At 65.4% G+C, this 24,103-nt stretch carries 26 protein-coding genes; 11 read left to right on the top strand and 15 right to left on the bottom strand.

The window, feature by feature from the left end; translation table 11 throughout:
• Together J0X27_RS02855 and J0X27_RS02850 are read left to right on the top strand one after the other, a co-directional pair.
• Entirely contained in the window at window positions 1–357 is a 357-nt protein-coding gene (locus tag J0X27_RS02855) for a DUF8022 family protein (RefSeq protein ID WP_224214677.1), read from the top strand.
• Between the two features lie 294 nt (window positions 358–651).
• Window positions 652–1,416: a hypothetical protein gene (locus tag J0X27_RS02850; RefSeq protein WP_207270960.1), complete on the top strand. Its 765-nt coding sequence runs from the start codon at window positions 652–654 to the stop codon at window positions 1,414–1,416.
• A 57-nt stretch (window positions 1,417–1,473) separates the two neighbouring features.
• On the opposite strand, the gene J0X27_RS02845 is transcribed toward J0X27_RS02850, so the two are convergent.
• Window positions 1,474–2,601 carry an SPFH domain-containing protein gene (locus J0X27_RS02845; RefSeq protein ID WP_207270959.1) on the bottom strand — a complete coding sequence of 376 codons (1,128 nt, stop codon included), beginning with the start codon at window positions 2,599–2,601 and terminating at the stop codon, window positions 1,474–1,476.
• Between the two features lie 165 nt (window positions 2,602–2,766).
• On the opposite strand from J0X27_RS02845, the gene J0X27_RS02840 reads away from it, so the two are divergent.
• Complete coding sequence (locus J0X27_RS02840; RefSeq protein ID WP_207270958.1) at window positions 2,767–4,611, top strand: acetyl-CoA carboxylase biotin carboxylase subunit; 1,845 nt, start codon at window positions 2,767–2,769, stop codon at window positions 4,609–4,611.
• A 397-nt stretch (window positions 4,612–5,008) separates the two neighbouring features.
• Here the strand turns inward: J0X27_RS02840 and J0X27_RS02835 are convergent, their stop codons facing one another.
• Window positions 5,009–6,127 (bottom strand): TIGR04053 family radical SAM/SPASM domain-containing protein, encoded by a 1,119-nt coding sequence (locus tag J0X27_RS02835; RefSeq protein WP_207270957.1) that lies wholly within the window; start codon window positions 6,125–6,127, stop codon window positions 5,009–5,011.
• A gap of 147 nt (window positions 6,128–6,274) precedes the next feature.
• Here J0X27_RS02835 and J0X27_RS02830 point away from each other — a divergent pair, with 147 nt between their 5' ends.
• On the top strand, window positions 6,275–6,631 hold the full coding sequence (locus J0X27_RS02830) for an Htur_1727 family rSAM-partnered candidate RiPP (protein ID WP_207270956.1): 357 nt from the start codon (window positions 6,275–6,277) through the stop codon (window positions 6,629–6,631).
• A complete protein-coding gene (locus J0X27_RS02825) occupies window positions 6,628–7,845 on the top strand; it encodes a TIGR04347 family pseudo-SAM/SPASM protein (protein WP_207270955.1) in 1,218 nt (405 codons plus the stop codon). The genes J0X27_RS02830 and J0X27_RS02825 overlap by 4 nt, the downstream gene beginning before the upstream one ends.
• Before the next feature lie 62 nt (window positions 7,846–7,907).
• Here the strand turns inward: J0X27_RS02825 and J0X27_RS18190 are convergent, their stop codons facing one another.
• From J0X27_RS18190 to J0X27_RS02815, 3 genes are all read right to left on the bottom strand, one after another.
• On the bottom strand, window positions 7,908–8,039 hold the full coding sequence (locus tag J0X27_RS18190; RefSeq protein ID WP_281255548.1) for a DUF7577 domain-containing protein: 132 nt from the start codon (window positions 8,037–8,039) through the stop codon (window positions 7,908–7,910).
• A gap of 97 nt (window positions 8,040–8,136) precedes the next feature.
• Entirely contained in the window at window positions 8,137–8,442 is a 306-nt protein-coding gene (locus J0X27_RS02820) for a CGCGG family putative rSAM-modified RiPP protein (RefSeq protein ID WP_207270954.1), read from the bottom strand.
• A gap of 104 nt (window positions 8,443–8,546) precedes the next feature.
• Complete coding sequence (locus tag J0X27_RS02815) at window positions 8,547–8,972, bottom strand: MoaD/ThiS family protein (RefSeq protein ID WP_207270953.1); 426 nt, start codon at window positions 8,970–8,972, stop codon at window positions 8,547–8,549.
• A gap of 89 nt (window positions 8,973–9,061) precedes the next feature.
• Here J0X27_RS02815 and J0X27_RS02810 point away from each other — a divergent pair, with 89 nt between their 5' ends.
• Complete coding sequence (locus J0X27_RS02810; RefSeq protein ID WP_224214678.1) at window positions 9,062–10,444, top strand: heme-copper oxidase family protein; 1,383 nt, start codon at window positions 9,062–9,064, stop codon at window positions 10,442–10,444.
• 24 nt (window positions 10,445–10,468) lie between these two features.
• On the opposite strand, the gene J0X27_RS02805 is transcribed toward J0X27_RS02810, so the two are convergent.
• Window positions 10,469–11,071, bottom strand: coding sequence for a twin-arginine translocation signal domain-containing protein (locus tag J0X27_RS02805; protein ID WP_207270952.1), 603 nt, complete (start codon window positions 11,069–11,071; stop codon window positions 10,469–10,471).
• Between the two features lie 94 nt (window positions 11,072–11,165).
• On the opposite strand from J0X27_RS02805, the gene J0X27_RS02800 reads away from it, so the two are divergent.
• A complete protein-coding gene (locus J0X27_RS02800; protein WP_207272007.1) occupies window positions 11,166–12,431 on the top strand; it encodes a cation:proton antiporter in 1,266 nt (421 codons plus the stop codon).
• Between the two features lie 9 nt (window positions 12,432–12,440).
• Here the strand turns inward: J0X27_RS02800 and J0X27_RS02795 are convergent, their stop codons facing one another.
• Window positions 12,441–13,655, bottom strand: a complete 1,215-nt coding sequence (locus J0X27_RS02795) for a hypothetical protein (RefSeq protein ID WP_207270951.1) — start codon at window positions 13,653–13,655, stop codon at window positions 12,441–12,443.
• 3 nt (window positions 13,656–13,658) lie between these two features.
• Entirely contained in the window at window positions 13,659–14,285 is a 627-nt protein-coding gene (locus tag J0X27_RS02790; RefSeq protein ID WP_207272006.1) for a DUF7998 family protein, read from the bottom strand.
• A 247-nt stretch (window positions 14,286–14,532) separates the two neighbouring features.
• Here J0X27_RS02790 and ddfA point away from each other — a divergent pair, with 247 nt between their 5' ends.
• Entirely contained in the window at window positions 14,533–14,814 is a 282-nt protein-coding gene (gene ddfA, locus J0X27_RS02785; protein ID WP_207270950.1) for a DdfA family disk-determining factor, read from the top strand.
• Window positions 14,815–15,269: 455 nt separating this feature from the next.
• Here the strand turns inward: ddfA and J0X27_RS02780 are convergent, their stop codons facing one another.
• Together J0X27_RS02780 and J0X27_RS02775 are read right to left on the bottom strand one after the other, a co-directional pair.
• Window positions 15,270–16,022, bottom strand: a complete 753-nt coding sequence (locus tag J0X27_RS02780; RefSeq protein ID WP_207270949.1) for a ribonuclease H-like domain-containing protein — start codon at window positions 16,020–16,022, stop codon at window positions 15,270–15,272.
• Window positions 16,023–16,108: 86 nt separating this feature from the next.
• On the bottom strand, window positions 16,109–16,765 hold the full coding sequence (locus tag J0X27_RS02775; RefSeq protein WP_207270948.1) for a DUF7504 family protein: 657 nt from the start codon (window positions 16,763–16,765) through the stop codon (window positions 16,109–16,111).
• A gap of 138 nt (window positions 16,766–16,903) precedes the next feature.
• Here J0X27_RS02775 and J0X27_RS02770 point away from each other — a divergent pair, with 138 nt between their 5' ends.
• A complete protein-coding gene (locus J0X27_RS02770) occupies window positions 16,904–17,641 on the top strand; it encodes a DUF7547 family protein (protein ID WP_207270947.1) in 738 nt (245 codons plus the stop codon).
• 105 nt (window positions 17,642–17,746) lie between these two features.
• On the opposite strand, the gene J0X27_RS02765 is transcribed toward J0X27_RS02770, so the two are convergent.
• Together J0X27_RS02765 and J0X27_RS02760 are read right to left on the bottom strand one after the other, a co-directional pair.
• Window positions 17,747–18,106, bottom strand: coding sequence for an OB-fold domain-containing protein (locus J0X27_RS02765; protein ID WP_207270946.1), 360 nt, complete (start codon window positions 18,104–18,106; stop codon window positions 17,747–17,749).
• Window positions 18,103–19,260 (bottom strand): thiolase family protein, encoded by a 1,158-nt coding sequence (locus J0X27_RS02760; protein ID WP_207270945.1) that lies wholly within the window; start codon window positions 19,258–19,260, stop codon window positions 18,103–18,105. The genes J0X27_RS02765 and J0X27_RS02760 overlap by 4 nt, the downstream gene beginning before the upstream one ends.
• A 523-nt stretch (window positions 19,261–19,783) precedes the next feature.
• Here J0X27_RS02760 and J0X27_RS02755 point away from each other — a divergent pair.
• Window positions 19,784–20,203, top strand: a complete 420-nt coding sequence (locus J0X27_RS02755; RefSeq protein WP_207270944.1) for a RidA family protein — start codon at window positions 19,784–19,786, stop codon at window positions 20,201–20,203.
• Between the two features lie 232 nt (window positions 20,204–20,435).
• Here J0X27_RS02755 and hflX read toward each other — a convergent pair whose 3' ends face one another.
• A complete protein-coding gene (gene hflX, locus J0X27_RS02750) occupies window positions 20,436–21,737 on the bottom strand; it encodes a GTPase HflX (RefSeq protein WP_207270943.1) in 1,302 nt (433 codons plus the stop codon).
• A 358-nt stretch (window positions 21,738–22,095) separates the two neighbouring features.
• On the opposite strand from hflX, the gene J0X27_RS02745 reads away from it, so the two are divergent.
• Window positions 22,096–22,413 (top strand): FUN14 domain-containing protein, encoded by a 318-nt coding sequence (locus J0X27_RS02745; RefSeq protein ID WP_207270942.1) that lies wholly within the window; start codon window positions 22,096–22,098, stop codon window positions 22,411–22,413.
• 31 nt (window positions 22,414–22,444) lie between these two features.
• On the opposite strand, the gene J0X27_RS02740 is transcribed toward J0X27_RS02745, so the two are convergent.
• Entirely contained in the window at window positions 22,445–23,170 is a 726-nt protein-coding gene (locus J0X27_RS02740) for a ribosome assembly factor SBDS (protein ID WP_207270941.1), read from the bottom strand.
• 171 nt (window positions 23,171–23,341) lie between these two features.
• Window positions 23,342–24,103: an archaeal proteasome endopeptidase complex subunit alpha gene (gene psmA / locus J0X27_RS02735; protein WP_207270940.1), complete on the bottom strand. Its 762-nt coding sequence runs from the start codon at window positions 24,101–24,103 to the stop codon at window positions 23,342–23,344.

The following is a 24,103-nucleotide window of genomic DNA, read 5'->3' as shown; positions in this document are numbered from 1 at the left end:
ATGACCTCACAGCAACAGACGGTCGGTGACGGACGTGGCGACCCCACGACGGCCGACGATCCCGCTACCGGGAACGACCCGGCCCTCGCCGGAGGGCTGCCGACGAATGTGGACCTGAACCTGCCGGCGGACGCGGACGACGACGAGGCCGCAGCGATCGTGGCTGCGATCGGCGCGCACCTCCACGATCAGGCGCTCGCGGCCGCCGCCGCGGCAGCCGAGGGCGAGGAGACGTGGGACGACGAGCGCTGGGCCTTCACGGGTCGGGTTCGCGCACAGCAACACCGGACTGTCCGCGTTCCGCGCGATGCACCGACCGATCCGTGGTCGGCTGCGGGGCGGACGAAGCAGTTCTGACGGCAGTTCCGACAGCGTTTCTGAACCGATTCGATCCCGGTTTCTCTACCGATAGCGACCCCGCTGCGGTCTTTTCACGCTTCATAGACGTCGGGTTGCAGCCGTTGGGTTCGTGCAGAAAAGCCATATTCTGGAAGAGTATTTGACACTATATGGGACGGTCACCCTCCGCGAACCAGTCGATTGAACGGTCCGGGATCGTTCGATTCGGTTCTCGAGAACGAAATATCGGTCCAGAGTCGCGTCAACTGCCCGCGTTGCCGCTTTCGAACACTGAAACGGATGCCTGACAGTATGCGTGACCACACCGTCACACTGCTGGTGGTCGTCCTCGTCGTGATGACTGCGGGCTGTGGCGGCCTCGTCGACGATGGGACCGATTCCACGACGAACGACGCGAACGAGAGCGAACTCCTCCCCGGACTCACCGGGGAGGAAGTGACGGACAGCTATCTCCTCCTCAGTGCGCACTACGACGCGTTCGACCACAAATCCTACCGGAACAGCCGGGAGACCGTGATACGAGACGAAACGGGAACGGTCGTCGAGCGCGAGACGGAAACGACAGTCGCTGCGCCGACCGGATCGCCGGCCCGCGTCGAGCGAACCGTCTCCGGGGACGGGACCGAAACGGTGACCTACGATCACTGGATCGACACCGAACTGCCGATCGTTCGAACGAACGAGTCCGGAACGGTCACGTACACGCCGGATTCGACGCGGGCTATCGAACCGACTCCGCCCATCCCGCTGGAGGAGGCCTACGGCGCAGTCGAAACCGTGACGGTCGAGAACGGGTCGGACGAGCAGTATCGCCTCGAGGGCCACACCGACCAACTCGGTCGCTACGAGAACGTCTCGTTTACGCTCACGCTCGCTGCTGACGGCCATCTCGCGGCCTACACGCTCGAGGGCGAACTGACGACCGACGGCGATCGGCGATTCGTCACGGAGGAGTTCACACAGGAGATCACGGCCGTCGAACCGGTCGAGCCGGCGTGGCTCGAGGAGGGCCGCGACGAGATCGAAGAAGAACTGAATTCGAGTACTGACGATTAACGGCGGAAGATTCCTATCCGTGGGCCACGTCTACTCCGCGTCAGCGTCAGGTTCCAGTTACGATTCGTCGTCCGTCTCCGACATCGTGATCGGATTTTCGGCCTCCATTCCCACGTCCTGCCCTTCCTTGATCGCTCGAGCCTGTTCTTCCATCGCTTCGACGTCCATCTCGGCTTGCTCGTCGATCTCGCCGATGATGTCGGCGATGTCGTCTAATCCGATCAGTTCGCGGGTTTCGTCGTCGAACTCGAGGCTGTCGAGTTCCGCCCCGTTGCCCTCCACGTCACTGCCCGAGAGGTGCTTGCCGTAGCGACCGACCAGCGAGGTGAGTTCCTGGGGCATGACGAAGGTCGTCGATTCGCCCTGGCCGATCTCGGCGAGCGTCTCCATCCCCTTGTCGATGACGGCGCGTTCGCCCATCGATTCGGCCGAGCGGGCACGCAGGACCGTCGAGATCGCGTCACCCTGGGACTCGAGGATCTGGCTTTGCTTTTCACCCTGGGCGCGGATGATGTTCGACTGCTTGTCACCCTCGGCCTTCTCGACGGCGCTGCGGCGTTCACCCTGGGCCTCGAGGATCATCGCGCGGCGGCGGCGCTCGGCGGAGGTCTGTTCCTCCATCGCGCCCTTGACGCCCGCGGAGGGGGTTACCTCGCGGACCTCGACCGATTCGACGCGGATGCCCCACTCGTCGGTGGGTTCGTCGAGTTCGGTGCGGATGCGCTCGTTGATCATCTCCCGTCGGCTCAGCGTGTCGTCGAGTTCCATGTCGCCGATCACGGCCCGCAGGGTCGTCTGGGCCAGGTTCGAGACGGCGCGCTGGTAGTCGTCGACCTCGAGGAAGGCGCGTTTTGCGTTCATCACCCGGATGTAGACCACGGCGTCGGCCGTCACCGGCGAGTTGTCGCGCGTGATCGCTTCCTGCTGGGGGACGTCCAGCGTCTGCGTTCGCATGTCGAACGTGTATATCCGCGAGACGAACGGCGGGACGATGTTCAACCCCGGCTCGAGCAGTTTGCGGTACTCGCCGAAGACCGTCAGCGCCGCTCTGTCGTAGGCGTCGACGATCTCGACCATCTGCCAGACCGTGATCACGACGAGCAGGAGTCCGACGAGCCCGACGATCAAGAGCGGATCCTCGAGCACGGATTGGGCCTGCAGCGGGCTGCGTATGAACTCGTACATCGTGTGTATGAGGGTCTCAGATCGGATAACGCTTGCCCATAACTACCATGGGGGGGGCGTTCCGCTCGGTTCGCGGGAGGCGGTTCGTCAACGGTCGAGAGCCGCCGCGTTGTCGAATCCGTTGCGAAAAAGTAAGGTAGGGGCCTACCGACGGTTTTCACAGGAATGTTCAGGAAGGTTCTTGTGGCGAACCGCGGGGAGATCGCCGTCCGCGTCATGCGGGCGTGCGAAGAGTTGAATATCGGGACCGTCGCCGTCTACTCCGAGGCCGACAAGGACTCGGGCCACGTCCGCTACGCCGACGAGGCGTACAACGTGGGGCCCGCTCGTGCGGCCGACTCCTACCTCGATCACGAAGCGGTCATCGAGGCCGCCCGCAAGGCCGATGCCGACGCCATTCACCCCGGCTACGGCTTCCTCGCCGAGAACGCCGAGTTCGCGGGTAAAGTCGAGGCGGCCGAGGGAATCACCTGGATCGGTCCGTCCAGTTCGGCGATGGAATCGCTCGGCGAGAAAACCAAAGCCCGGACGATCATGAGCGAGGCGGACGTCCCGATCGTTCCCGGGACGACGGACCCCGTTACCGAGCCCGAAGAGGTCAAAACGTTCGGTGAGGAACACGGCTACCCGATCGCCATCAAGGCCGAAGGCGGCGGTGGCGGCCGCGGCATGAAGGTCGTCTGGGACGAAAGCGAGGTCGAAGACCAACTCGAGAGCGCCAAACGCGAGGGAGAGGCCTACTTCGACAACGACTCGGTCTACCTCGAGCGCTACCTCGAGCAACCGCGCCACATCGAGGTCCAGATCGTCGCCGACGAACACGGCAACGTCCGCCATCTCGGCGAGCGCGACTGTTCGCTTCAACGACGCCACCAGAAGGTCATCGAGGAAGGCCCCTCCGCGGCCCTGACCGACGAACTCCGCGAGGAGATCGGTGAGGCCGCCCGTCGGGGCGTCGCCGCCGCCGACTACACCAACGCCGGCACCGTCGAGTTCCTCGTCGAGGAAGACCCCGGCCGCGAGGGCCCGCTGGGCCCCGACACGAACTTCTTCTTCCTCGAGGTCAACACGCGGATTCAGGTCGAGCACACGGTCACCGAGGAGATCACCGGTATCGACATCGTCAAACGCCAGATCAAGGTCGCTGCCGGCGAGGAGATCGACTTCGAGCAAGACGACGTCGACATCGACGGCCACGCGATGGAGTTCCGGATCAACGCCGAAAACGCGGCCAACGACTTCGCGCCCGCGACCGGTGGGACCCTCGAGACCTACGACCCGCCGGGCGGGGTCGGGGTCCGCATGGACGACGCGCTCCGACAGGGCGACGAACTCGTCACGGACTACGATTCGATGATCGCGAAGCTCGTCGTCTGGGGCGAGGACCGCGACGAGTGTATCGAGCGCTCGCTGCGCGCGCTCCGCGAGTACGACATCGCGGGCATCCCCACGATCATCCCGTTCCACCGGCTGATGCTGACCGACGAGGAGTTCGTCCAGAGCACGCATACGACGAAGTACTTGGACGAGGAGTTAGACGAGAGTCGCATCGAGGAAGCCCAAGAGCAGTGGGGCGGCGACACCGGTGACGGCGGCGCAAGCGAGGACGAAGAGGAGGCCGTCGAACGCGAGTTCACCGTCGAGGTCAACGGCAAGCGCTTCGAGGTCGAACTCGAGGAACACGGCGCGCCCGCGATTCCGGCCGGCGACGTCGACGCCGGGGGCGCGACGGCCAGCCGTCCGGAGCCGGCAGGCGGCTCGAACGAGGACGGCGGGGGCGCGGAACTGGAGGGCGACGGCGAGACCGTCGACGCCGAAATGCAGGGGACGATCCTCGACATCGAAGTCGAGGAAGGCGACGAGGTCGCCGCCGGCGACGTGCTGGTCGTCCTCGAGGCGATGAAGATGGAAAACGACATCGTCGCCTCCCGTGGCGGCACCGTCACGCAGATCGCCATCGAGGAAGGCGACAGCGTCGATATGGGCGACGTGCTGGTCGTCCTCGAGTAACGCGGGCACACGGGTGTGGCCCGGCATCGTTGCGAACGGATTCGGGGGAATCCCGAAGTCGATCGTCCCCCATCGACCGATCGCACGCGCCGCCGATCCGAGACCCTGTGACCGATCGTCGGGATACGACGGCTGCTCCCCGGTATGGTATTCGTCGACCATCCACCCATATCTGCTCCGGTGGTGCGTGCACTCGACTGCGACTGATTCCGATGTAACGGTTCCACCGAGCTATCGTCGACGGCGTCGAGCCTGTGCGATCGACGGGGTCGTCCCCAGTCGTCGTTGATCAGCCAGCCAGGATCGGACGCCGTCACTCCGTTTCTCTCCGCACGAACCTACGAGCGATCCGCTCGTTTCGACACGAGTCGACCCCGGATGGGGTCACAGTCGGCGGTCAGTCGCCGCTCGAGACGCCACGTGTCTCGCCGTCGGCATCGTCCCAGGGGAGCGGTCCGTCGTAGCCCTCGGGAACGAACGGACAGAGCGGATCGCTGGCGAGTGGGTCGCCGGTGTGGGCGAACGCACGCGATCGGCTGCCGCCACAGACGTTGCGATAGGGACAGGCACCACACTTGCCCGAGAGCCGATCACGGTCGCGCAGCGACTGGAACAGCGGCGAATCCCGGTAGAGCTCCGTGACGGGCCGATCGCGGACGTTGCCGGCCGACTGCGGCAGGAATCCCGACGGGAACACCTCCCCCGTGTGACTGACGAACGCGAAGCCGTCGCCCGCGACGATCCCGGTCCGGCGTTTGACGCCGGGATCCGGTTCGTCCCCGGCCTGCTCGGTCCGTCGTTGCATCGATACGCGCCGATACTGCGGGGCCTCGGTCGTCTTGACGCCGAAGGGCTCCGTCTCGCTGACCTCGGCCAACCACTCCATCACCGCGTCGGCCCGCTCGGGGTCGACCGGCTCGAGAATCCGACCCCGGCCGACGGGGACGAGGAAGAAGACGCTCCACATCACGGCCCCGATCTCGGTCAGCAGATCACGGATCGCGGGGAGTTCGTCGACCGTTTGCCGACAGACCGTCGTATTGACCTGGACCGGGAGACCGGCGGCTCGAGCGTCCTCGACGGCCCGTATCGTCTCCTCGAAACTCCCGTCCTCGCCGCGGAAGGCGTCGTGGGACTCCGGGGTCGCTCCGTCGAGACTGACCGCCATTCGTTTGAGCCCAGCGTCGACCATCGACTCGATGCGGTCGGCGGTTAGCGACCCCGTTCCGCTGGGCGTGATCGTCATCCGCAGGCCGAGGTCGTCGCCGTAGGCGATCAGTTCCTCGACGTCGTCCCGGACGAGCGGGTCGCCACCCGAGAGGACGACCAGCTGGCCGTCGCCGAACTCGGCGGCTCCCTCGAGCAGGGCTTTCCCCTCCGCCGTCGAGAGTTCGTCGGGGTGGCGCTGGGGCTTGGCGTCGGCCCGACAGTGATCGCAGGCGAGCCCGCAGGCCTGGGTGAGTTCCCAGATGAGGACGAACGGTCGCTTGGACGTGTCGAGAGTTCCGGGGGGCATAGGGGAGGCTGGGGATCGGAGGGCCGAAAACGACCCCACTGTTCCCGCCGGGCGGGAAGACGGGAAGATGTTCGACCGCCGGGCGGGGTATTCCCGCTCGCTGGGAGGTCGCGCAACTACCTTCGGTATCGTCTCGTAGGTGTCGATATGGTCGAGAAAGCACGTCGGTCGGCAGTCGAGAGCGACGAGCGAGGGAACCCGACCCGGCAGTGGGAAGTCTTCATCCGCAACGAGGAGGGGGACCCGATGCGCCACGTCGGGAGCGTCGCCGCCGCGAGCGCAACGGCGGCACACGAACACGCGTCGCGGCTGTTTGGCTGGTACGCCGCCGACGTCTGGCTCTGCCCGGCCGACGCAGTCGAGCGGTACTCGACGCGCGGTCTCGCGGAGACGGCCGAAGAGCGGCCGGACGAAGATACTGGCGACGACGATAGCGACGGAGAGGGCGATGAACCCCGCGTCTACAAGGAAACCGCCGGTGCCTCGGAGGTGAACAGTCTGTGATCTCGATCAGCAAACTGCTCTGTGACCTGGACGCCGAGGGCGACGGCCTGCGCTACGACGCGGCCGAGGGTTCGGACAAACCACAGATTACCGAGGAGAAACAGCAGCGGCCGGTCGTCGTCTGGAACACGACCCGCCGGTGTAACCTCTACTGTTCGCACTGCTATGCCGGTGCCGAGACCGAACCCGCGACCGGCGAGTTCACGACTGCCGAAGCCAGGTCGTTTCTCGATCAACTCGCCAACTACGGCGCGCCCGTCGTCCTCTTCTCGGGGGGCGAACCGCTCGTCCGCGACGATCTGGTCGACCTCGTCTCCTACGCGGCCGACCGTGGACTTCGCCCGGTGTTGTCCTCGAACGGCACCCTAGTCACTCCCGAGAAGGCCGCAGCGTTGCGGGACGCCGGGCTCCAGTACGCCGGCATCTCCGTCGACGGTCTCCCCGAGCGAAACGACCGTTTTCGAGGCGAAGACGGCGCGTTCGACGCCGCCGTCCGCGGCATCGAGAACTGTCTCGAGGCCGGGCTCAAAACCGGCCTGCGCTACACGATCACCGAGGCCAACGCGCCCGACCTCGAGGGGGTCGTCGACCTGCTCGTCGACAAGGGGCTCGATCGGTTCTGTTTCTACCACCTCGATTACGGCGGGCGGGGAGCCGAGATCGTCGACGCCGACCTCTCGCCCGAAGCAAAGCGCGAGGCGATCGAGCAGGTCGCCGATCTCACGCTCGAGTACCATTCACAGGGGGAGGAGATCGAGACCCTGCTCGTGGGCAACTACGCCGACGCCGCGTTCCTCGTCGAGTACGCCCGGGAGAACTTCGGCGAGGAGAAGGCACGAGCGGTCTATACCCATCTCGAGCGAAACGGTGGCGATCCGACAGGCGAGCGGGTCGCCGACGTCGACTATCAGGGGAACGTCCACCTCACGCAGTTCTGGCAGGGATACAGCCTCGGCAACGTCCGCGACCGGCCCTTCGGCGAGATCTGGGAGGACGAGTCGAACCCGTTACTCGGGGCGTTGCGGAACCGTGAGGAGCACCTGAAAGGGAAGTGCGGGGAGTGTCAGTACCAGTCGATCTGCCGCGGTGCCTCGCGGCTGCGTGCGCTGGCGTCGACGGGCGACCTCTTCGAGCCCGATCCGCAGTGTTACCTCACCGAGGAGGAGGTGTACGGCGAGGGAGGCGGGTCGGTCGTCGGCGGTGCCGCGGACTGACTCGGAGGCACGGGCGGGTCTCCGGACGATTCCGAAGCGTCGGGCCTCGACTCGCCGGCCCCTCAGCGGCGGGAATCGGGTCTCGCGGGGAGTTGGCCGAGACAGTGACGGCAGTAGGTGTAGCTGTGTTCGTTCTCCGTGCCACACACGCGGCAGGTGACTGGATCGTCGAACGGTTGCGTTCGAGCGGTCATCGTCGGTGCTACCGGCCCGGGTCACATAGCTCACAGCCTGACGATCGCAAGGGAGCGAGCGCTGTCGGTCGATTTACCCGGTGCGTGGTCGCCGCGCTCACTCCGCGCCGACGTGGACGCGAGTCACGTGTCCGCCACAGCCACATCGATCGACGTACTCGAGGCGAATCCCGTCGAAGGCAGCCTCGAGTTCGTCCCAGAGATACGTCTCGGGATGGCCGTGCTCGCCGTGGGTGATGAGGTTGACGTGGTAGCCGGCGACCGTCTCCGAGATCGCGTCTTTCGACTGCTCGACGATCAGGTCCCGATCCATCGCGTGTTCGGGCCCCTCGAGGTTCGCCGACCACGATGCGTCGTGCTCGTTGCGCGTGGCGGGTTCGCCGCTGGCGGCGTCGTGACTCATACTCGGTACTCGACTTCGGACGGACCTAAGGCCTAATACGAACGTGTTCGCCCTACTGACCGTCGCCGCTCCCGCCAGTGTCGCCGCCGATGGCCGCAGCAGTCTCAACAACAGAACATGAACGGATAGATCAGCGCGACACGGTCGTCGTCCGTGAGTTCCGTCTCGAATCCGCCGAGGTGCTCGTTGAAGCGGCCGTTGACACAGACTCGAGCGTAGGGCCGGGTCTGGTCGCCTTCCGGATTCTTGCGCCAGGTGCCGGGCAGGTCGTCGGGCACCGGTGCCCAGCCGCTGTGGGTCGCGTCGGCTTCGGTTTCGGCGATGAGCATGTCCTCGAGGTCGTACTCCTCGAAGAAGGCCTCGAGGAAGTCCCGGAGCCGGGTCCCCTCGAAGGTGAACTCGAGTTCATGACTGCCGACGGCGGTGCGGACGTGGCCGGTACACCGGACGGTAACGGTCGTCGCGTCGAGTTCTCGCTCGCCCGTTGTGGCTGCTCGTCGGTCGGCGGTCGCGGCTTGATCGGTTCCCATGGATCGGTCGTACGGGGCGAGCGTGCAAACACTCGGTTCCGAACGTGTTCGGGAAGAACGGGAGGGCCGTCCGGGCCAAACCTCGAACCATGAACGGAATACCTGGCGGGTTACGGACCGACCAGCAGCCGCCGATGGTGATCCCGTTGCGGCACTTCCTCCTCGCGCTGGGATTTCTCGCCGTCGGAATCGGTGGCGGGACCGTGATGGCCGTAACGACGCTCCCCGGACGCCCGGGGCTGGCACACCTCCACGTGTTACTCGTGGGCTGGATCGCGGTGACGATCATGGGTGCGATGACCCAGTTCGTCCCCGTCTGGTCGGGCGCGACGATATACTCGCGACGGGTGGCAGTCGCACAACTGTGGCTCGTCACCGTCGGACTGGCCGGCTTCGGGGTAGCGTTACTCGCCGGCGCACTCGAGTGGCTCCCGGTCGGCGCTACGCTCATGCTCGCGGGGATCTGGCTCTTCGTCTACAACGTCGGACGAACCCTCGCACGCGCACGCCCGTTCGATTTCACGGAGCGACACTTCGCGCTGGCACTCGTGTGTTTCGCCCTCGTCGCACCGTTTGGCTTCCTGCTGGCGATCGACTTCACGACGCCGGTGTTCGAGTCGCTGCCGGTGTCCCGGTTCGACCTCCACCTCTCTCACGCGACGCTCGCGCTGTTCGGTGCCGTGTTCGCGACGGTCGTCGGCGCGCTCTTCCAGCTCGGGAAGATGTTCACTCAGGCGGAGCCCGACCGTCACAGCGACCGGTTGCTCGCCCTCGAGCAGTTCTGTTTCCCCGCCGGGCTCGTCGCGCTCGCACTCGGCCGAGGGCTGACCGTCGAGCCGCTGGCGCGGGCCGGCGGGATCGCCCTCCTCCTCGGACTCGCGGCGTTTGCGGTCGTGATCGGGCGGCTACTGGCCGGGGCGACCGTCGAACGGTCCCCCATGCTCGTTCGCTACTGGGTCGTCGTCGCGGCGCTGGTCACGTGGGTCGCCCTCGCCGCACCGACGTGGTGGACCGACCCGCTCGCGTACGAATCGCTGTTCGGCCATCCCGACGCACAGGCGCTGTTGTTGCTCGGCGTGTTCGGCTTCGTCGTCATCGGCTCGCTCTACCACATCGTCCCCTTCATCATCTGGATCGAGCGCTACAGCGATCGGCTCGGCTTCGAACAGGTCCCGATGATCGACGACCTCTACGACGACCGCCTCGAGCGGGCGGATTTCTGGGCGACGCTCGCCGGGTTCGCCGGTCTCTCGGTGGCACCGCTCATCGGGATCCCCTCCGCCGTGGTCACCGCGAGTCACGTCCTCGCGACGGTCGGGATCGGGCTGTTCATCGCGAACACCCTCCTGACGATCCACCGCCACGGACCCGACGGGATCGGCGGCGTACTCGTGAGCACACTCGAGTCGAGCGAGGAGACGGCCCCAGCGGGTAGTGGAGAGCCCGACGTCGACGTGCCGCCCGAACAGTAGCCGCGGGTCGAGCCCGTCCCACCCCTATTCGTCCGGCGAGACGTCGACCGCTGGCTCGTAGCGCTGGGATTCGATCGTCGAGACGACCAGTTCGCCGTACTCGGCGGCCGTGAGGTCGCCGTCGTTGTACGCCGTCGCGAGCGGCGTCTCGACCGTCGCCGATCCGTACGACGCCGGCGCGTCGTCGAGGATCGTCGCCCCCAGTGCGACGGCGTCGTAGCCGGTGTCGACCAGGGCCGCGTACCCGCCTGCGATCAGTGCAACGTCGTGGACGTTTCCCTCGTCGTGGCGGTCCGTGTTGACGTACTCGAGCGTCAGCACGTCCCGTTCGCGCTCGACCGACTCGACGGCCATCTCGTACTCCTCGAGCGTCGATGCGAGTCCCTCGGGGTCGGTGACGTCGGTCGCCGCGAGTTCCGGGATCCGTTCCTCGAGGATCGAGCGTCGTTCCTCGACGGGGAGCGCCGGAACGTACTCCGAGACCGGCCACTCCTCGTTCTCGGGGAACTCCGTTCCCATCTCCTCGATACAGCCCGCGAGGGCGACAGCGCCAGCGAGTGAGCCGGCCTGCAGGAACTGCCGCCGCGACAGCGATCCGCGTCCCGTTTCCGACGCGTTCGGATCCACCGGTGTGGGTTCGCTCGCTCCCGTCATATGCGTTCGTTCTGCAAACGCCGGCACGGCGCTGAAGGGGCGATTCCTCGTAGTGGTACCCGCCCAGATGGCCCTCGAGCTGTACAACGTCGGACTGGTCGTAATCGGTGCCACACTGTTCGGCGTCGCCGTCCTCCCACGGTTCGTCTCCGACCGTGCGATCTCGCTGCCGATCTTCTTCGTCGCCTTCGGGATGCTCGTCTTCGGGCTGCCGATCGGATTGCCCCCGCCGGATCCCCTCGAACAGGGGACGACGACGGAGCACCTCGCCGAACTGGGCGTCATCGTCGCCCTGATGGGCGTCGGACTGAAGATCGATCGGGTGCCGGGACGACGCGCGTGGGCGTCGACCTGGCGATTGCTCGCGATCACCATGCCGCTGTCGATCGCCGGCGCGGCGCTGCTGGGCCGGTGGCTCGGCCTCGTCGTTCCGACCGCGATACTGCTGGGGGCATGTATCGCGCCGACCGATCCGGTGTTGGCGTCGGAAGTACAGGTCGGTGGGCCAGGCATGGGCAACGAGGAAGAGGGGCTAGAGGGGGCTGCTGGCGGGGAAGACGAGGTCCGGTTCGCCCTGACCTCCGAGGCCGGATTGAACGACGGACTCGCCTTCCCGTTTACGAACCTGGCCATCGCGACTGCTCTGGTCGGCCTCGCGCCCGGCAACTGGATCGGCGAGTGGCTCGTCGTCGACGTCGGCTACCGGATCGTCGTCGGCGTGATCGCTGGGATCGTCCTCGGCTATCTGACCGGCCGTCTCGTGTTCGCGACGGAGCCGGAGACGCCCGTCGCGGAGTCGGTCCAGGGACTCGAGGCGATCGCCGGCACGTTGCTGGTCTACGGGACGACCGAACTCGTCGGTGGCTACGGATTCATCGCGGTCTTCGTCGCGGCGCTGATGGTTCGTCACGACGAGCGCTCACACGAGTACAACCGATCGCTCCACGAAGTCAGCGAGTTCGCCGAGCAGGTGATGATGTCGTTCATCATGCTCTTCTTCGGCGGTGCGATCGTCGGCGGTCTCTTGGACCCGCTCACGCTCACGGGAACCGTGGTGGCGGTCGCGATCGTGTTCCTCGTTCGACCGCTCGCCGGGCTCGTCGGGTTTCTCGGGTTCGATCGGGACCCCGCCGAACGGGCGACCATCGCGTTCTTCGGGATTCGCGGGATCGGCTCGTTCTACTACCTCGCATACGGACTCAACGAAGCCGCGTTCCCCGACGCGGACGTGCTCTGGGCCATCGTCGGAGCGGTCGTCCTCGTCTCCCTCGTCGTCCACGGGATCACCGCGACGCCGGCCGTCCGCTGGCTCGAGGCACGGGCGGAGTCGTAGCCCCTGTCGTCATCCGGCACGCTCGAGAAAGATCGTCCAGAGGACGCCGGCATAGAGGATCGCACCGAGCACCGAGAGCCACTGTCCCGTCCCGACGAGGGGCGGAACTGCGCCGAGCGATCCGACGACGGCGAGTCCCAGGCCGGCGACGAGCGCGACGACCGACGCCCTCGCAGTTCGGTCTCCGATACCGGGGACGGAGGCGACAGCAGGTGGATAGAAGTGGTAGGTGACGCCGACGATCGTCAGCCCAAGGAAGCCGCCGACGGCCAGTCGGTAGTGGGCGTCGAACGCAGTCGCGGGAACGCTCGAGGCGGGCAGGAACGCGAACGCCAGACCGAGCGCCGCGACCAGGACCCCGGAGGCTGCCCCGGCGAGTATCGCCCAGCCGCCGACGCGCCGGCGGTCGGTTTGCCGACGAAATCCGACGACGGCGACCCCGAAGCCGACGAGTGCGGTCGCCTGGAGCCCGGCACCGACGCGAAACAGCGATCCGCCACGGAAGTCGACTGCGAGCAGTGCGGGACCGACGATTCCGGCACCGACGACGAGGGAAACCAGCAGGGGGTTCACCGAGGCGACCAACAGCCGCGGTAACAGCCGGAACCCGATCGCGAACACGAGCAGCGCCGCCGTTCCGGCCGCGAACACGTGGGTCACTGCCGGCCCGCTCGCCGGAAGAACCGGCGGCTCGAGGCCGAGTTCGCCCACCACCGACAGCGACGCGCCGACGAGCAGGTACGCGAACACGACGGGAAGGGCGGCGTTCGCGAGTCGATCGACCCGTTTGCGGCGGGTCTCGGTCGCGCCCGTGCCGGTTTCTCGCCCCGTCGGATTATCCCGGACGGTCCAACCGAGGACGGCGACGAAGACGAGACAGCCGACGAGCCAACTCGTCGCACTCGCGGCCCCGAGTATCGGCGGTCCGAGTCCAACACCGGCCGCGAACGCACCGGCCGTTCCGGCCAGTGCGAACGGAAGGTGGACCGCCGGCGCGTGCGGAACGGCCAGCTCACGCGCGAAATACGACGGGACGAGCGTGTACGCCTTCCCGAAGACGACGTGGAGGACGAACCCGAACACGCCGAGGGGAACGGTCGCCGCTCGCGGGAGGCCCGTCGCGACGGCGACCTGCCACGCGAGAAAGAAGCCGACGCCGACCGCGACGAACGCGCGCGACCAGCGCGTGACAGTTGCGGTCGCGTTTCCGGGCCCCGTCGCCATCGATCAGAACGGGGAGTGCACGGTCGTCTCGTCGCCCTCCTGTCTGGCAGCCCCCGGCCCGCTGCCGGCCGACTCGGTCGGTACCTCGCCGGACTCGCGGTACTGGCTCTCGAGGCGCTCGAGCGTCTCGTTGAGGTGTTCGGACTGGTGGTGGGTCGACCGAACGCGGACGCGGACGAGTTCGTACGCGTGGCGATCGCTCAGGCCGTTCCACGCCCGAAACGATCCCTTGACGAGCGCGTCGGCCTGCGGACAGAACTCCGTCGTCGGACTGAACTCCGCCCGGAGCACGGTCGGATCGTCGGCGTCGACCGCATACCGGTATCCCGCGTCGGGATGGCGGCGATCGAGGTTGAGCCGCGCCAGGTTGTAGCCGAACGTCGCGTCGTAGACGCCCCGTTCCTCGAACAGCTCCTGGGTAACCTCGTGGAAGGCGACGTGATCGTCACCCTCGAGGACGTCGTGCCCCTCGAGGAACGACCCCGGCTCCGGGATGTGTGCGGGTTCGAACGTCGTCAGCTGGTCGAAGCCACCCTCGCCGTCGCCCGTCGCTGTCGATCGTCCGCCCGAAAAGGGATTCATTGTACGTCGAGCAACGGCCCGGATCCCCCAGTAGCTCGTCCCGAACATGTACCCCATTCGTCAATCGGTCCTCGATTACCGCGGATTGCCGCTCGCTTCGGACACAACCGCTCGTTTCGTCTCGACTGTCTATCCCTGAACAGTTTTTGATTTTGTGAATAAAATAAATTCATAGATAATTTTTAGTAAAATAAATGCCTTGATGTACACCTTCGGCATCTAGTGCCCATATGTGGTGCGCAAGCTCGGATTGGGGCCAGAGGATTTATACTGGATCAAAGAAAGAGTCCGGCCAATGCTACTCTCAGCCGATCGGTCGGAATCAGCAGATGGGCAGTCTATCAGCTTCAACGTCATCGCTGCGATCGCCGAACAGGAAGGCGTCGATCCCGTCGATCTCGAGCCGCCGGAATACGATGCCCTCTACGAGAGCATCAACCCCGAAGCACTCGACTCGCTCTTCGAGACTCGAGCGAACGGTCACCAGCGACCGACTGGTCGCGTCGAGTTCCCGTTCTGTGGCTACGATGTCGTCGTCACGAGCGACGGCGAGGTCGACGTCTCCGATCCCGAGTAAGACACCTCCCGTCGGGCGGTTCGCGTTCGCCACGCCGCGGGAACCGATCGAACCCCGTCCGTTTCCGGACCGGCGAGCAACGAGGCGGCCCGTAGTCGCCGCGTTCCCCGTCGGCACGGATCTCGTACTCGGTCTCGATCGACGAAGTATCGCGGCCATCCACGGCGTCTCAGTGTCGTTGAACGGCAGTGAACGCGCGCTCGCGGATCGACGACAAGCATCGAGGGCGGCCCGCAGACGACAGTACGGCCACCACCGGCCACCAGCACCTGCTTGAGGGCGGTCGCGTCGATTGCGTCGTCGACGTCCCGCAGATCGATGTCGCGAAGCCGACCGCCGTCGGTCTCGCGGCCGTCGTCGTCCGCGGACGGGTACGTACAGCAGTCTCGGTCGATAACGAGACACAACGGTTTCTCCGGTCGATCGGGCGCTCTGAACGACCGGTCCCGGGCCGCTCAGTCGCCCCTCGTGGCCGCCTCGAACACGTTCTCGTGGAGCCGATCCGCGACGATCTCCATCAACGGCTCCATGTTGCGCGTGTCCGCCCGATTGTACTCGACGAGCGTCTCGAGGGACCCCTCGTCGCCGCGTTCGTACTCGTGCCAGAGTCGGACCGCGTCACGGCCGCTGAGATCCGGCATCTCCCGGGCGATCCCGACCTCCTGTTCGATCGCTTTCAGCCCGCCGTCGAGTCCGAGTTTCTTGCAGGGATACATGAGGTCGACGTGTGGGAGATCGACGTCGACGTCGAAACACGTCTCCAGGAAGGGGACGTCGAAGCGCTGGCCGTTGAACGTGACGAGCAGCGCCGACTCGGCGAGTTCGCGCTCGAGGCGCGCCGCCGTGAGATCGCGCCCCTTGACGAAGGTCTTCGTTTCGCCGGCACGATGCAGGCTCACGGTCGTCACGTCGTTCGACGCGGCGTCGAGTCCGGTCGTCTCGATGTCCAGAAAGCACGTTTCGTCGCTGACGTTCTCGTAACACCGCCAGCGGCTCGAGGCGGGTAACGCGTCCGCGAAAACGGAGACGTCGCCGCGCTCGAGATGCGTCCACCCCTCGTCGATGAAGTCCTCGATGCGGTCGGCCAGCGTCGACCCGACGACGCTGCCGTCGAACTCGTCCCAGTGCGTAATGCCGTTCTCCCACAGGCGTCGTTCGGTGGTTTCCCCAACGCCGCGGACGGGAATGAAACTGTTCTCGATTCGCACACCAGTGCAGGGGAACGGGGTGAGTAAAAACACTTGGATCGGCCGGCGTCGACCCGGTTCCCGCGATTCGACCGGCCCTGAACGTGTTAGAGTTCGATCCAGTCGGTGGTCGTATCCGCGTCCCGGAGGTGCCACCGCTGTTCGTCGGTCCCGTTCTGGGACCGAACCGTGACGACGGCATCGAACATCGGCTCGAGGAGATTGACGGCGTCGTGGTCGGCCGCGAGCGGCAGGTGATAGTGGCCCATTCCACGCGCCTGTGTGACACGAGCCGTCATCACGTGAAGCAGCCGAAACACCGTCTCGGCATCGGACGCCCGGAGCAGGGGAACCATCGAGTCGACACAGACGCGAAGCTCCGACGGCTCGAGACCGTCGGCGGCGTCGGCGAACTCGTCGATCGCCTCGATGATTTCGATTCCGAGCGTTCCCAGCGGTGGCTGCCCGCTCTCCGTTCGGGTGTTCGCTCCCGCTTCGAGTACCGCACTCGAATCGATCGTGTGTGTCCGCTCGTCCGCGGCAGTTTCGGTCCGTTCGCAGGCAACGTGATCGTCTTCGCTCGTGACGAACAGGCGGTACCGAGAATCGCGTTTCGCTGCCCCGAGCAGTTGTCGACAGGCCGTCTCGTGTGTACCCGCCGCCGCGCCAACGAGCAAAACGTTGCTCCCCTCCCGCTTGAGCGCGTCCAGCCTTCGCGCGAACGTCGCGCGATCGGACACGACTCCCCCTTGCTCGTCTTCCATTCGTGTTATCAGTCAGCCGGAATCAGTATAAAAATTGTGGCTACAGTCAGATCCGAAAAGATGTCTCCGATCGGGACGGTTCCCTCGCGTCGTCCACCCGATCGTCCGGTTTTTCACACCAGCGATCGTAGGGTGGGTATGGCCGATCAGGACGACGAACTCGTCGACGCCGTTCGCGAGCTGGCACGGACGATCGACGCCCTCCGGACGGAACTCGAGGGATCGCACCCGCGCCGCCGGCCGCCGCTCCGACCGCCAACGCCCCGTGAGCTGCTTCGATTTACCGACGACGTCGCGCTGCCGGCCACACTGGCCGTCCTCGAGACGAGCGTCCGCGCGCTCGAGGCGTTCCAGCGGAGCCTGAAACTCCTCCGAACCGAGCGAGAGGCCCGTGATCGAACGACGGCAGCCGCCGAGACGACCAGCGAGCGCGCGAACGAACTGCGCCGAACGACGCTCTCTCAGCTCGATACCGTCCTCGCAGAGCTCCAGCGGGCCGCGTCGGGGGACGGATTGCCGGCCAACGAACAGGCGCGTGACCTCCTCGAGGAGGCGCGTGAACTCCGCGACGACGTGGACACCCGCCTTCGGAACGCCGCTGACCGCGAACGGGAGGCGACGGATCCGGACCGAACGACGTCCGAGGGGAGCGTTGCGATCGACATCGAAGAGGGGCCGCCGACCGACTCGGAGACGGACGATGACGACTCCGATCCGGCCGTCGACGTCGACGCCGAACTCGAGACGCTTCGGGATCAGTACGCCGACGCGGACGACGACGGTCCACACGAGGCCGAGGACTCGAGCGATGACGAGGACTCGGTGGCGGACGATGGCGGAGCCGATGACGGTGGAAACGATCCTGGCGAGAGTTGAGGCCACGACGATACCGACTATCGCAGTTGTCGAACGGTAGTTGCACTCGCCCGCGAGCCGGCACAACGGCTGGCGCTGGCTGCGCTGCTAGGAGTCGGCGACGGCTCAGGCCGGCTCGAACCGGTATCCGTCCCACTCCTGACTGTCGGGCTCTCTGATTCCCGCTCCGGGTTCGCGGAGTTCGTCGACGTGGACGGGACGGACCTCGTCGCCAGTCTCGACGTCGCCGGTGGTCAGTTGACCGATCGCGCGGACCGACTCACCCTCGACGTCGAACTCGACGATCGCGAGGTGATTGGGCTCGCGGACGCCGGGCGGCGTCGCCGTGCTGGTCGTCCAGGTGACGATTTCGCCGGTGTATTCGCTGAGATCGATCGTTTCGACCGGCTCCGTGCCGCCGGGTCCACGCGGATGACCGGGGTAGCTGATCGAACCGTCCTCGTAACGCGTCGCCTCGAACGTCATTGTGCAGCCTCCATGATTGTCGTGATCACGCAGTTGCCAAAGCCGCCGACGTTACAGCACAGCCCCACGTCCGCCTCGACCTGTCGCGGGCCGGCCTCTCCCATCAGTTGTTCGTAGATCTCGACACCCTGGGCGACACCACTCGCACCCAGCGGGTGCCCTTTGGACTTGAGTCCGCCCGACGTGTTGATCGGTAACTCGCCGTCGCGTTCCGTGTGGCCGTCCTCGACGAGTTTCCAGGCTTCGCCCTGCTCGGCGAAGCCCAGCCCCTCCATCTGCAGGAACTCGAGGATGGTGAACATGTCGTGGAGTTCGGCCACGTCGATGTCGTCTGGACCGTAGCCGCTCATCTCGTAGGCACCCTTGCCGCTCTCGACGACGCCGCCCATCACGGTCGGATCCTCGCGCTCGTGGACGACGTGGGTATCCGTCGCGCCGTCGATCCCGGAAATCACGACGTAGTCGTCCGTGTACTCCCGTGCGACGGATTCCGGACAGAGCATGAGCGCCGCCGAGCCGTCCGTGATCGGACAGAAGTCGTACAGCCGCAGCGGGTCGGCGACGATCGGTGACTCCAGGACCGTCTCGAGGTCGACTTCCTTCTGAAACTGCGCGTGGGGGTTGTCCACGCCGTTCTCGTGGTTCTTGACTGCCACCTTCCCGAGGCTCTCCCGGGGCGCGCCGAACCGCTCGAGGTAGTGACGCGCCGTCAGTCCGGCGAAGGACGGCAGCGTCACGCCCGTCTTGTACTCGACGGGGTGGGTCAGCGACGCGATGACGTCGGTGGCCTCCCCGGTCGTCTTGTGGGTCATCTTCTCGCCGCCGACGAGCAGGGTCATGTCGCTGGCCCCGCTGGCGACGGACTGCCAGGCGGCGAAGATCCCCGCGCCGCCGCTCGAACTCGTCTGGTCGACTCGCTGCGTGTACGCCGGCATCGCGTCGAGGTCGTGGGCCAAGGCGTTGGGCACGCCGGTCTGGCCCTCGAACTCGCCGCTTGCCATGTTCGAGACGTACAGATGCTCGACCGCGTCGGCCTCGACACCCGCATCCTCGAGACACTCGATACCAGCCTCGGCGAGGAGATCCTGGATCCACTCCCCCTCCCGCTGCCCGAACTGGGTCATCGAAGCGCCGATGATTGCAACACGTTCCATATCCCAAGCCACTCAGGTCAGCGATTTATATGATGTGGTTAGTAACCAGTTCTCGAGGCGATCGCATCCGGCCACGGTTGATACAGCTCTCGTCGTCGCAGGGTGGCCCGTGTCCGTGGGTCGCGTTACCCTACTCTGTCACGGCGACAACTACGTTCGATTCGCAGAAACGGAGTTCCTCCCGTGCAGTGACGAGGAGACGAACGATCGTTCAGCGGGACTCGCTGGCAAGCGTTCCCGGAGACCGAGTTCGAGAGTGACTGTCCCAAGGGCCGCTGCGAGTGTCCCGAGTTCGTCACGGTGACGCTCGACAGTTGCTCCGATATCCACCACGTTCGGTCGAAGCATCGCCGAAGTCGCTTCGTCGCTTGCACTATCGCTACTAGCTTGAACGATGTGTCAATTAATACGTCCAGATTGAAGCGGCAATTATGCGCTTGTAACCGCTTTTAACGCCATAGAAGTCCCCATTCCACCAGATTATCCCCCAATGCTTATACTTGAGAGAAAGATAAACTGAATCATGGAAAACGAACAGATAGCCGAGTCTCGTCCTGTTCGTGCCAGCGAGTCCAGCCGAAAGCAGCGGGACGGATCGGCGTTCACTGGCGCGTTCGGAAAGAAAACTGGGAGTTCCGATCTCCTCTTTCTCGAGGGAACCCTCCCAGAGCAGGATGGGGAAGTCGCTCGTACCGAACCGCCATCGCGACAGCTAGAGATCTGTCTCGAAAACCTCGAGGCGGAGCTCCGTCGGTACGGGAAAGATCCGTCCCACGTTCTGCAATTGACGCTGTATCTTGCAGACATGGACGCGTATCGGAGCGTCAACGAAACGTATGAAGAATTTTTCGACGAGACACAGCCCGCGCGCACAACCGTCGGCGTCTGCGAACTCCTTGGTGGTGCCGCAGTGACCATCGATGGCGTTGTTGCCATCGAATGACTCGACGGAGGGCGTCCGTGGTGCGTTCGCTGCTGTGAGCCACGGATCGACGGAAACAGCCGGACGTTCCCGACCGTTTCGTTCGACCCAGAGAACGACACAGGTCCCCTCGGGTAGACTGGTCTTTGTCTTCGAGTAATACCGGAATCAGTGACGTGTGTCCCGAGAATCCTCGGTCGAGAAGCACGACCGGCCCGCCGATCACGCCGACCGCTCTCGTGCGTCGGATCGATTACGCCGACTCGGCCGCCGCCGTCCGCAACTCGCTTGCACGCGAGCGGGCCTGGGAAATGACCGCCGGTCGGGCCTCGAAGGATACGACGACGTCCTCGTCGCCGTAGGTGACGTCGTCGACGTTGGCGTTGTCGTGGATCCACGAGACGACGCTCATCGTGTCGTCCGTCATCGGCAACATGAGCCGTTCTTCTTCCCAGTCGGGCAGTTCGTGGTCGATCCGCTCCAGCAGGCGATCGACGTTGAGCCCGTCCTTGGCGCTGACCGCGACCGGGTTCGGTGCGAGCGACGAGAGCGCCTCGCGCTTTTCGGCGAGGTCCTCGTCGCTGACCTGGTCGATCTTGTTCAGCACGGTCACGATCGGGGCCTCGTTGCGCTCGTAGAGAGTGTCGTGAGAGGTGACCAGCTTCTCGTGGATCTCGTCGATCGGTTCGCTGACGTCGACGACGAGCAAGACCAGATCCGCCCGATAGACCGAATCCAGCGTCGACTTGAACGACTCGACCAGCCAGTGGGGGAGATCACTGATGAACCCGACGGTGTCGGTCACCAGCACGTCTCGCCGATCGATGTCAGCCCGCCGGGTCGTCGTCCCGAGCGTCGTGAACAGTTTGTCCTGGGACTCGGCCGTCGGATCCAGATCGGGGTGGAGCTCCTCGTTTTCCTCGACCTCGAGGTCGGTCGCGAGCTGGCGCAACAGGGTCGACTTGCCCGCGTTGGTGTAGCCAGCCAGTGCGACCAGATCGAATCCCGAATCGCGCCGGCGCTCCCGGCGGTGCTGTTCGGTCTGCTCGATCCGCTCGAGTTCGTCGTTGATCCGGCTGATCTGGGCCTTGATGTCCCGCTCGCGGCTCTCGTCGTACTCGCCAAGCCCCATGAAGCCGGGGTGTTCCTCGCGCTTGGCGAGGCTGGTCTTGGCCTCCGCACGCGGGAGTTCGTACCGGAGTTCGGCCAACTCGACCTGGAGCTGGGCCTTCCGCGTCTGGGCGCGCTGGCCGAAGATCTCGAGGATCAGGGTAAAGCGGTCGACGACTTCGACGCCCTCGGGCAGGAGCTGCCCGAGGTTGTACATCTGGTAGGGACCGAGCCGGTTGTCGAAGACGACGGTCGTGGCGTCGGTTTCCGCGACCAACTCGGCCAACTCCTGGGCCTTTCCTTCGCCGATCTGGAGGGCCGGGTCGGCCCGTCTGGACTGGGTGACTTCGCCGACGACGGTATAGCCCGCCGCGCGGGCCAGGTCGCGGATCTCGCTCGTGTCGGCCGTGCCGGAATCGACGCGTTTGGCGATAATCGTGTTCATGCGGGTGGCTGTGTGTATGCCGGGCGTGATCGGACGTGCTCGCTCGAGCGGTGCCGCTCGTCGGTCCCGTGACCCGTCGCTCTCGGGTGCCGGTTGCACCGACGTGACGGGCACCGCCGCGTGGACCCGGATACGTTAACGATGCCGACCGAACACCTCGGTTGGACGCACGTCGTTCATAGCCGGCCGTACGCGACGAACCGTCTTGAATCCCGCGCCCGATGCGTCGTCCCGGCTCGTGCGTTCACGCCGTCGAGTTACCGCACCCCGCGACAGTGCCTCCGTTCGATCGACCGGGCTCTCGTCGGCGGGCTCCGACCACAACAATCATAGGAACTGATTCGAATGGGAGCGAACGATGATCGATCTCGATCCGACGACCCTCGGGCTGGAGTTCGGGGGCGGCGCAGCAATCGGCGGCATCATCGGGTTCGCCGCCAAGAAAATCGCGAAACTCCTCGCGATCATCGTCGGCGTTCAGTTGATGCTCTTTCGTTACCTCGAGTCCCAGGGCATCCTCTTCGTCGACTGGAATCGACTCTCGGCCGGACTGTTGAAAACCCAGCAACGCGCCCAGGGTGCGGCGGACGTCCACTGGGTCCAGTCGATCGTGTCGACGCTGTCGATCGGTGCGGGCTTTACCGGCGGCTTCCTGGTCGGTTTCAAACGCGGATAACGCCGGCGTTCGGCGGCTGCGAGCGACCCCGCTATCGCGTCTTCAGATCGTCTTTGTCCTTGACGATTTCCGTCTCCGCGTTGCCGCTGGTGTGTTCGTTGACGGTGTCGTAAAACTCGTTTTGGAGCCCCGCCGGGAAGGTGAGCACGCCGATCCAGGAGCCGTCGTTTTGCCACTCTTCGCGCTCGAGATCGCCGAACTGACGGATCTTCGCCTGTGCGCTGCCGGCGTAATCGGCCGGCACCTGCACGGCGACGGTGACCTCCTCGAATCGGATCGGGATCACCGGCCGCAGGGCGTCCAGCGCGTCGTCGACCTGTTCCTGGACCGGCTCCATCGGATCGACGGTAAAGCCGGCCTCCTCCAGGGCGTTCTCGATCCGTTCGGGCGGATGCGGTGCGTTGTCCATCTGTGGGTTGACTGCGTTGCGCGTGATGGTATCGATCAACTGCTTGCGTTTCTGTTCTTGCATCTCGCGGCGCTGATCGGCCGTGATCTGAATCTCCCCTTGTTTGATCACGTCGGGAATGATCTCGAGTGGCTCCGTGGTATCGAAGACCTTCTCGAGGTCGGCCTCCGCAGGTCGATCCCCCCGAGAGGCGTCTTCGAAGACGTCCTCGGCGGCGATTACGTCCTCGAGGTCGCCCTCGAACTCGTCGCGTTTGATCTCCAGCGCCGCGTCCGGGTCTACGAGCACTTCGAAACGCGCCCCGTGTGATTCGAGTCGCGCTGTCACCGCCTCGTCAAGCGAAATCATACCGGACTCTTCCCTCGCCAATGAAAAGAGTGTTTCCCGACGTAAGCGGCAATCACGGCTGACTCCGTCGGACCGTCTCGAGACCCGGCCCGGACGGTCACACCGCTGGTCGTCGGTGATCGACCGTCCACACACCGGCAGCCGAAAACGGAACGGACGTCGTCGACTCGATTACTCGGCGGACTCTTCGTCGTCCTCGCCGGTATCGAGGAGGTCGTTCTCCTCGAGGTAGTCGGCGATACGGTCCTGGTCGAACTGTTCGAAGGACTCGGTTTCGGCGTCGACGGTCGCCAGTCCCACTTCGTTGGGGAGCAGGGAGCCGTCGTTGACCGACGCGAGCGCGTCGAGGGCGAGTTGGATGCCGCCATCCAAGTCGGCCTCGTCGTCGTAGTGCTCCTCGAGGTAGTTCTGGAGTTCGCCGCGGTCGGAACCGACGGCCAGTGCCTTCCACTCGTAGGGAGTCCCCGAGGGGTCGGTCTCGAACAGGCGCGGTTCGCCGTTCTGGATGCCGCCGACGATCAACGCGACGCCGAAGGGGCGGGCACCGCCGACCTGGGTGTACTGCTGGATGTGGTCGGTGACTTCCTTGGTCAGCGTCTCGACGCCGATCGGCTCGCCGTATCGGAGCTGGTTGACCTGCGTCTGGCGGCGTGCGAAGTCGATCAACTGGCGGGCGTCGGCGACGTGGCCCGCGCTGGCGATACCGATGTGGTCGTCGGCCTTGTGAATCTTTTCGACGCTCGAGTCCTCGAGCAGCGGGGAGGGGACTCGTTTGTCGACCGCGAGGACGACGCCGCCGTTCGTTCGGACTCCGATACTCGCCGTGCCTCGTTTGACCGCCTCACGAGCGTACTCGACCTGGTAGAGTCGACCATCGGGCGAGAAGATCGTGATGCCGCGGTCGTACGCCTGTTGTTGTTGTTGTCCCTGCAT

Source organism: Natrinema longum (assembly GCF_017352095.1).
Taxonomy (GTDB): domain Archaea; phylum Halobacteriota; class Halobacteria; order Halobacteriales; family Natrialbaceae; genus Natrinema; species Natrinema longum.
This window is presented reverse-complemented; position numbering and strand designations above follow the sequence as displayed.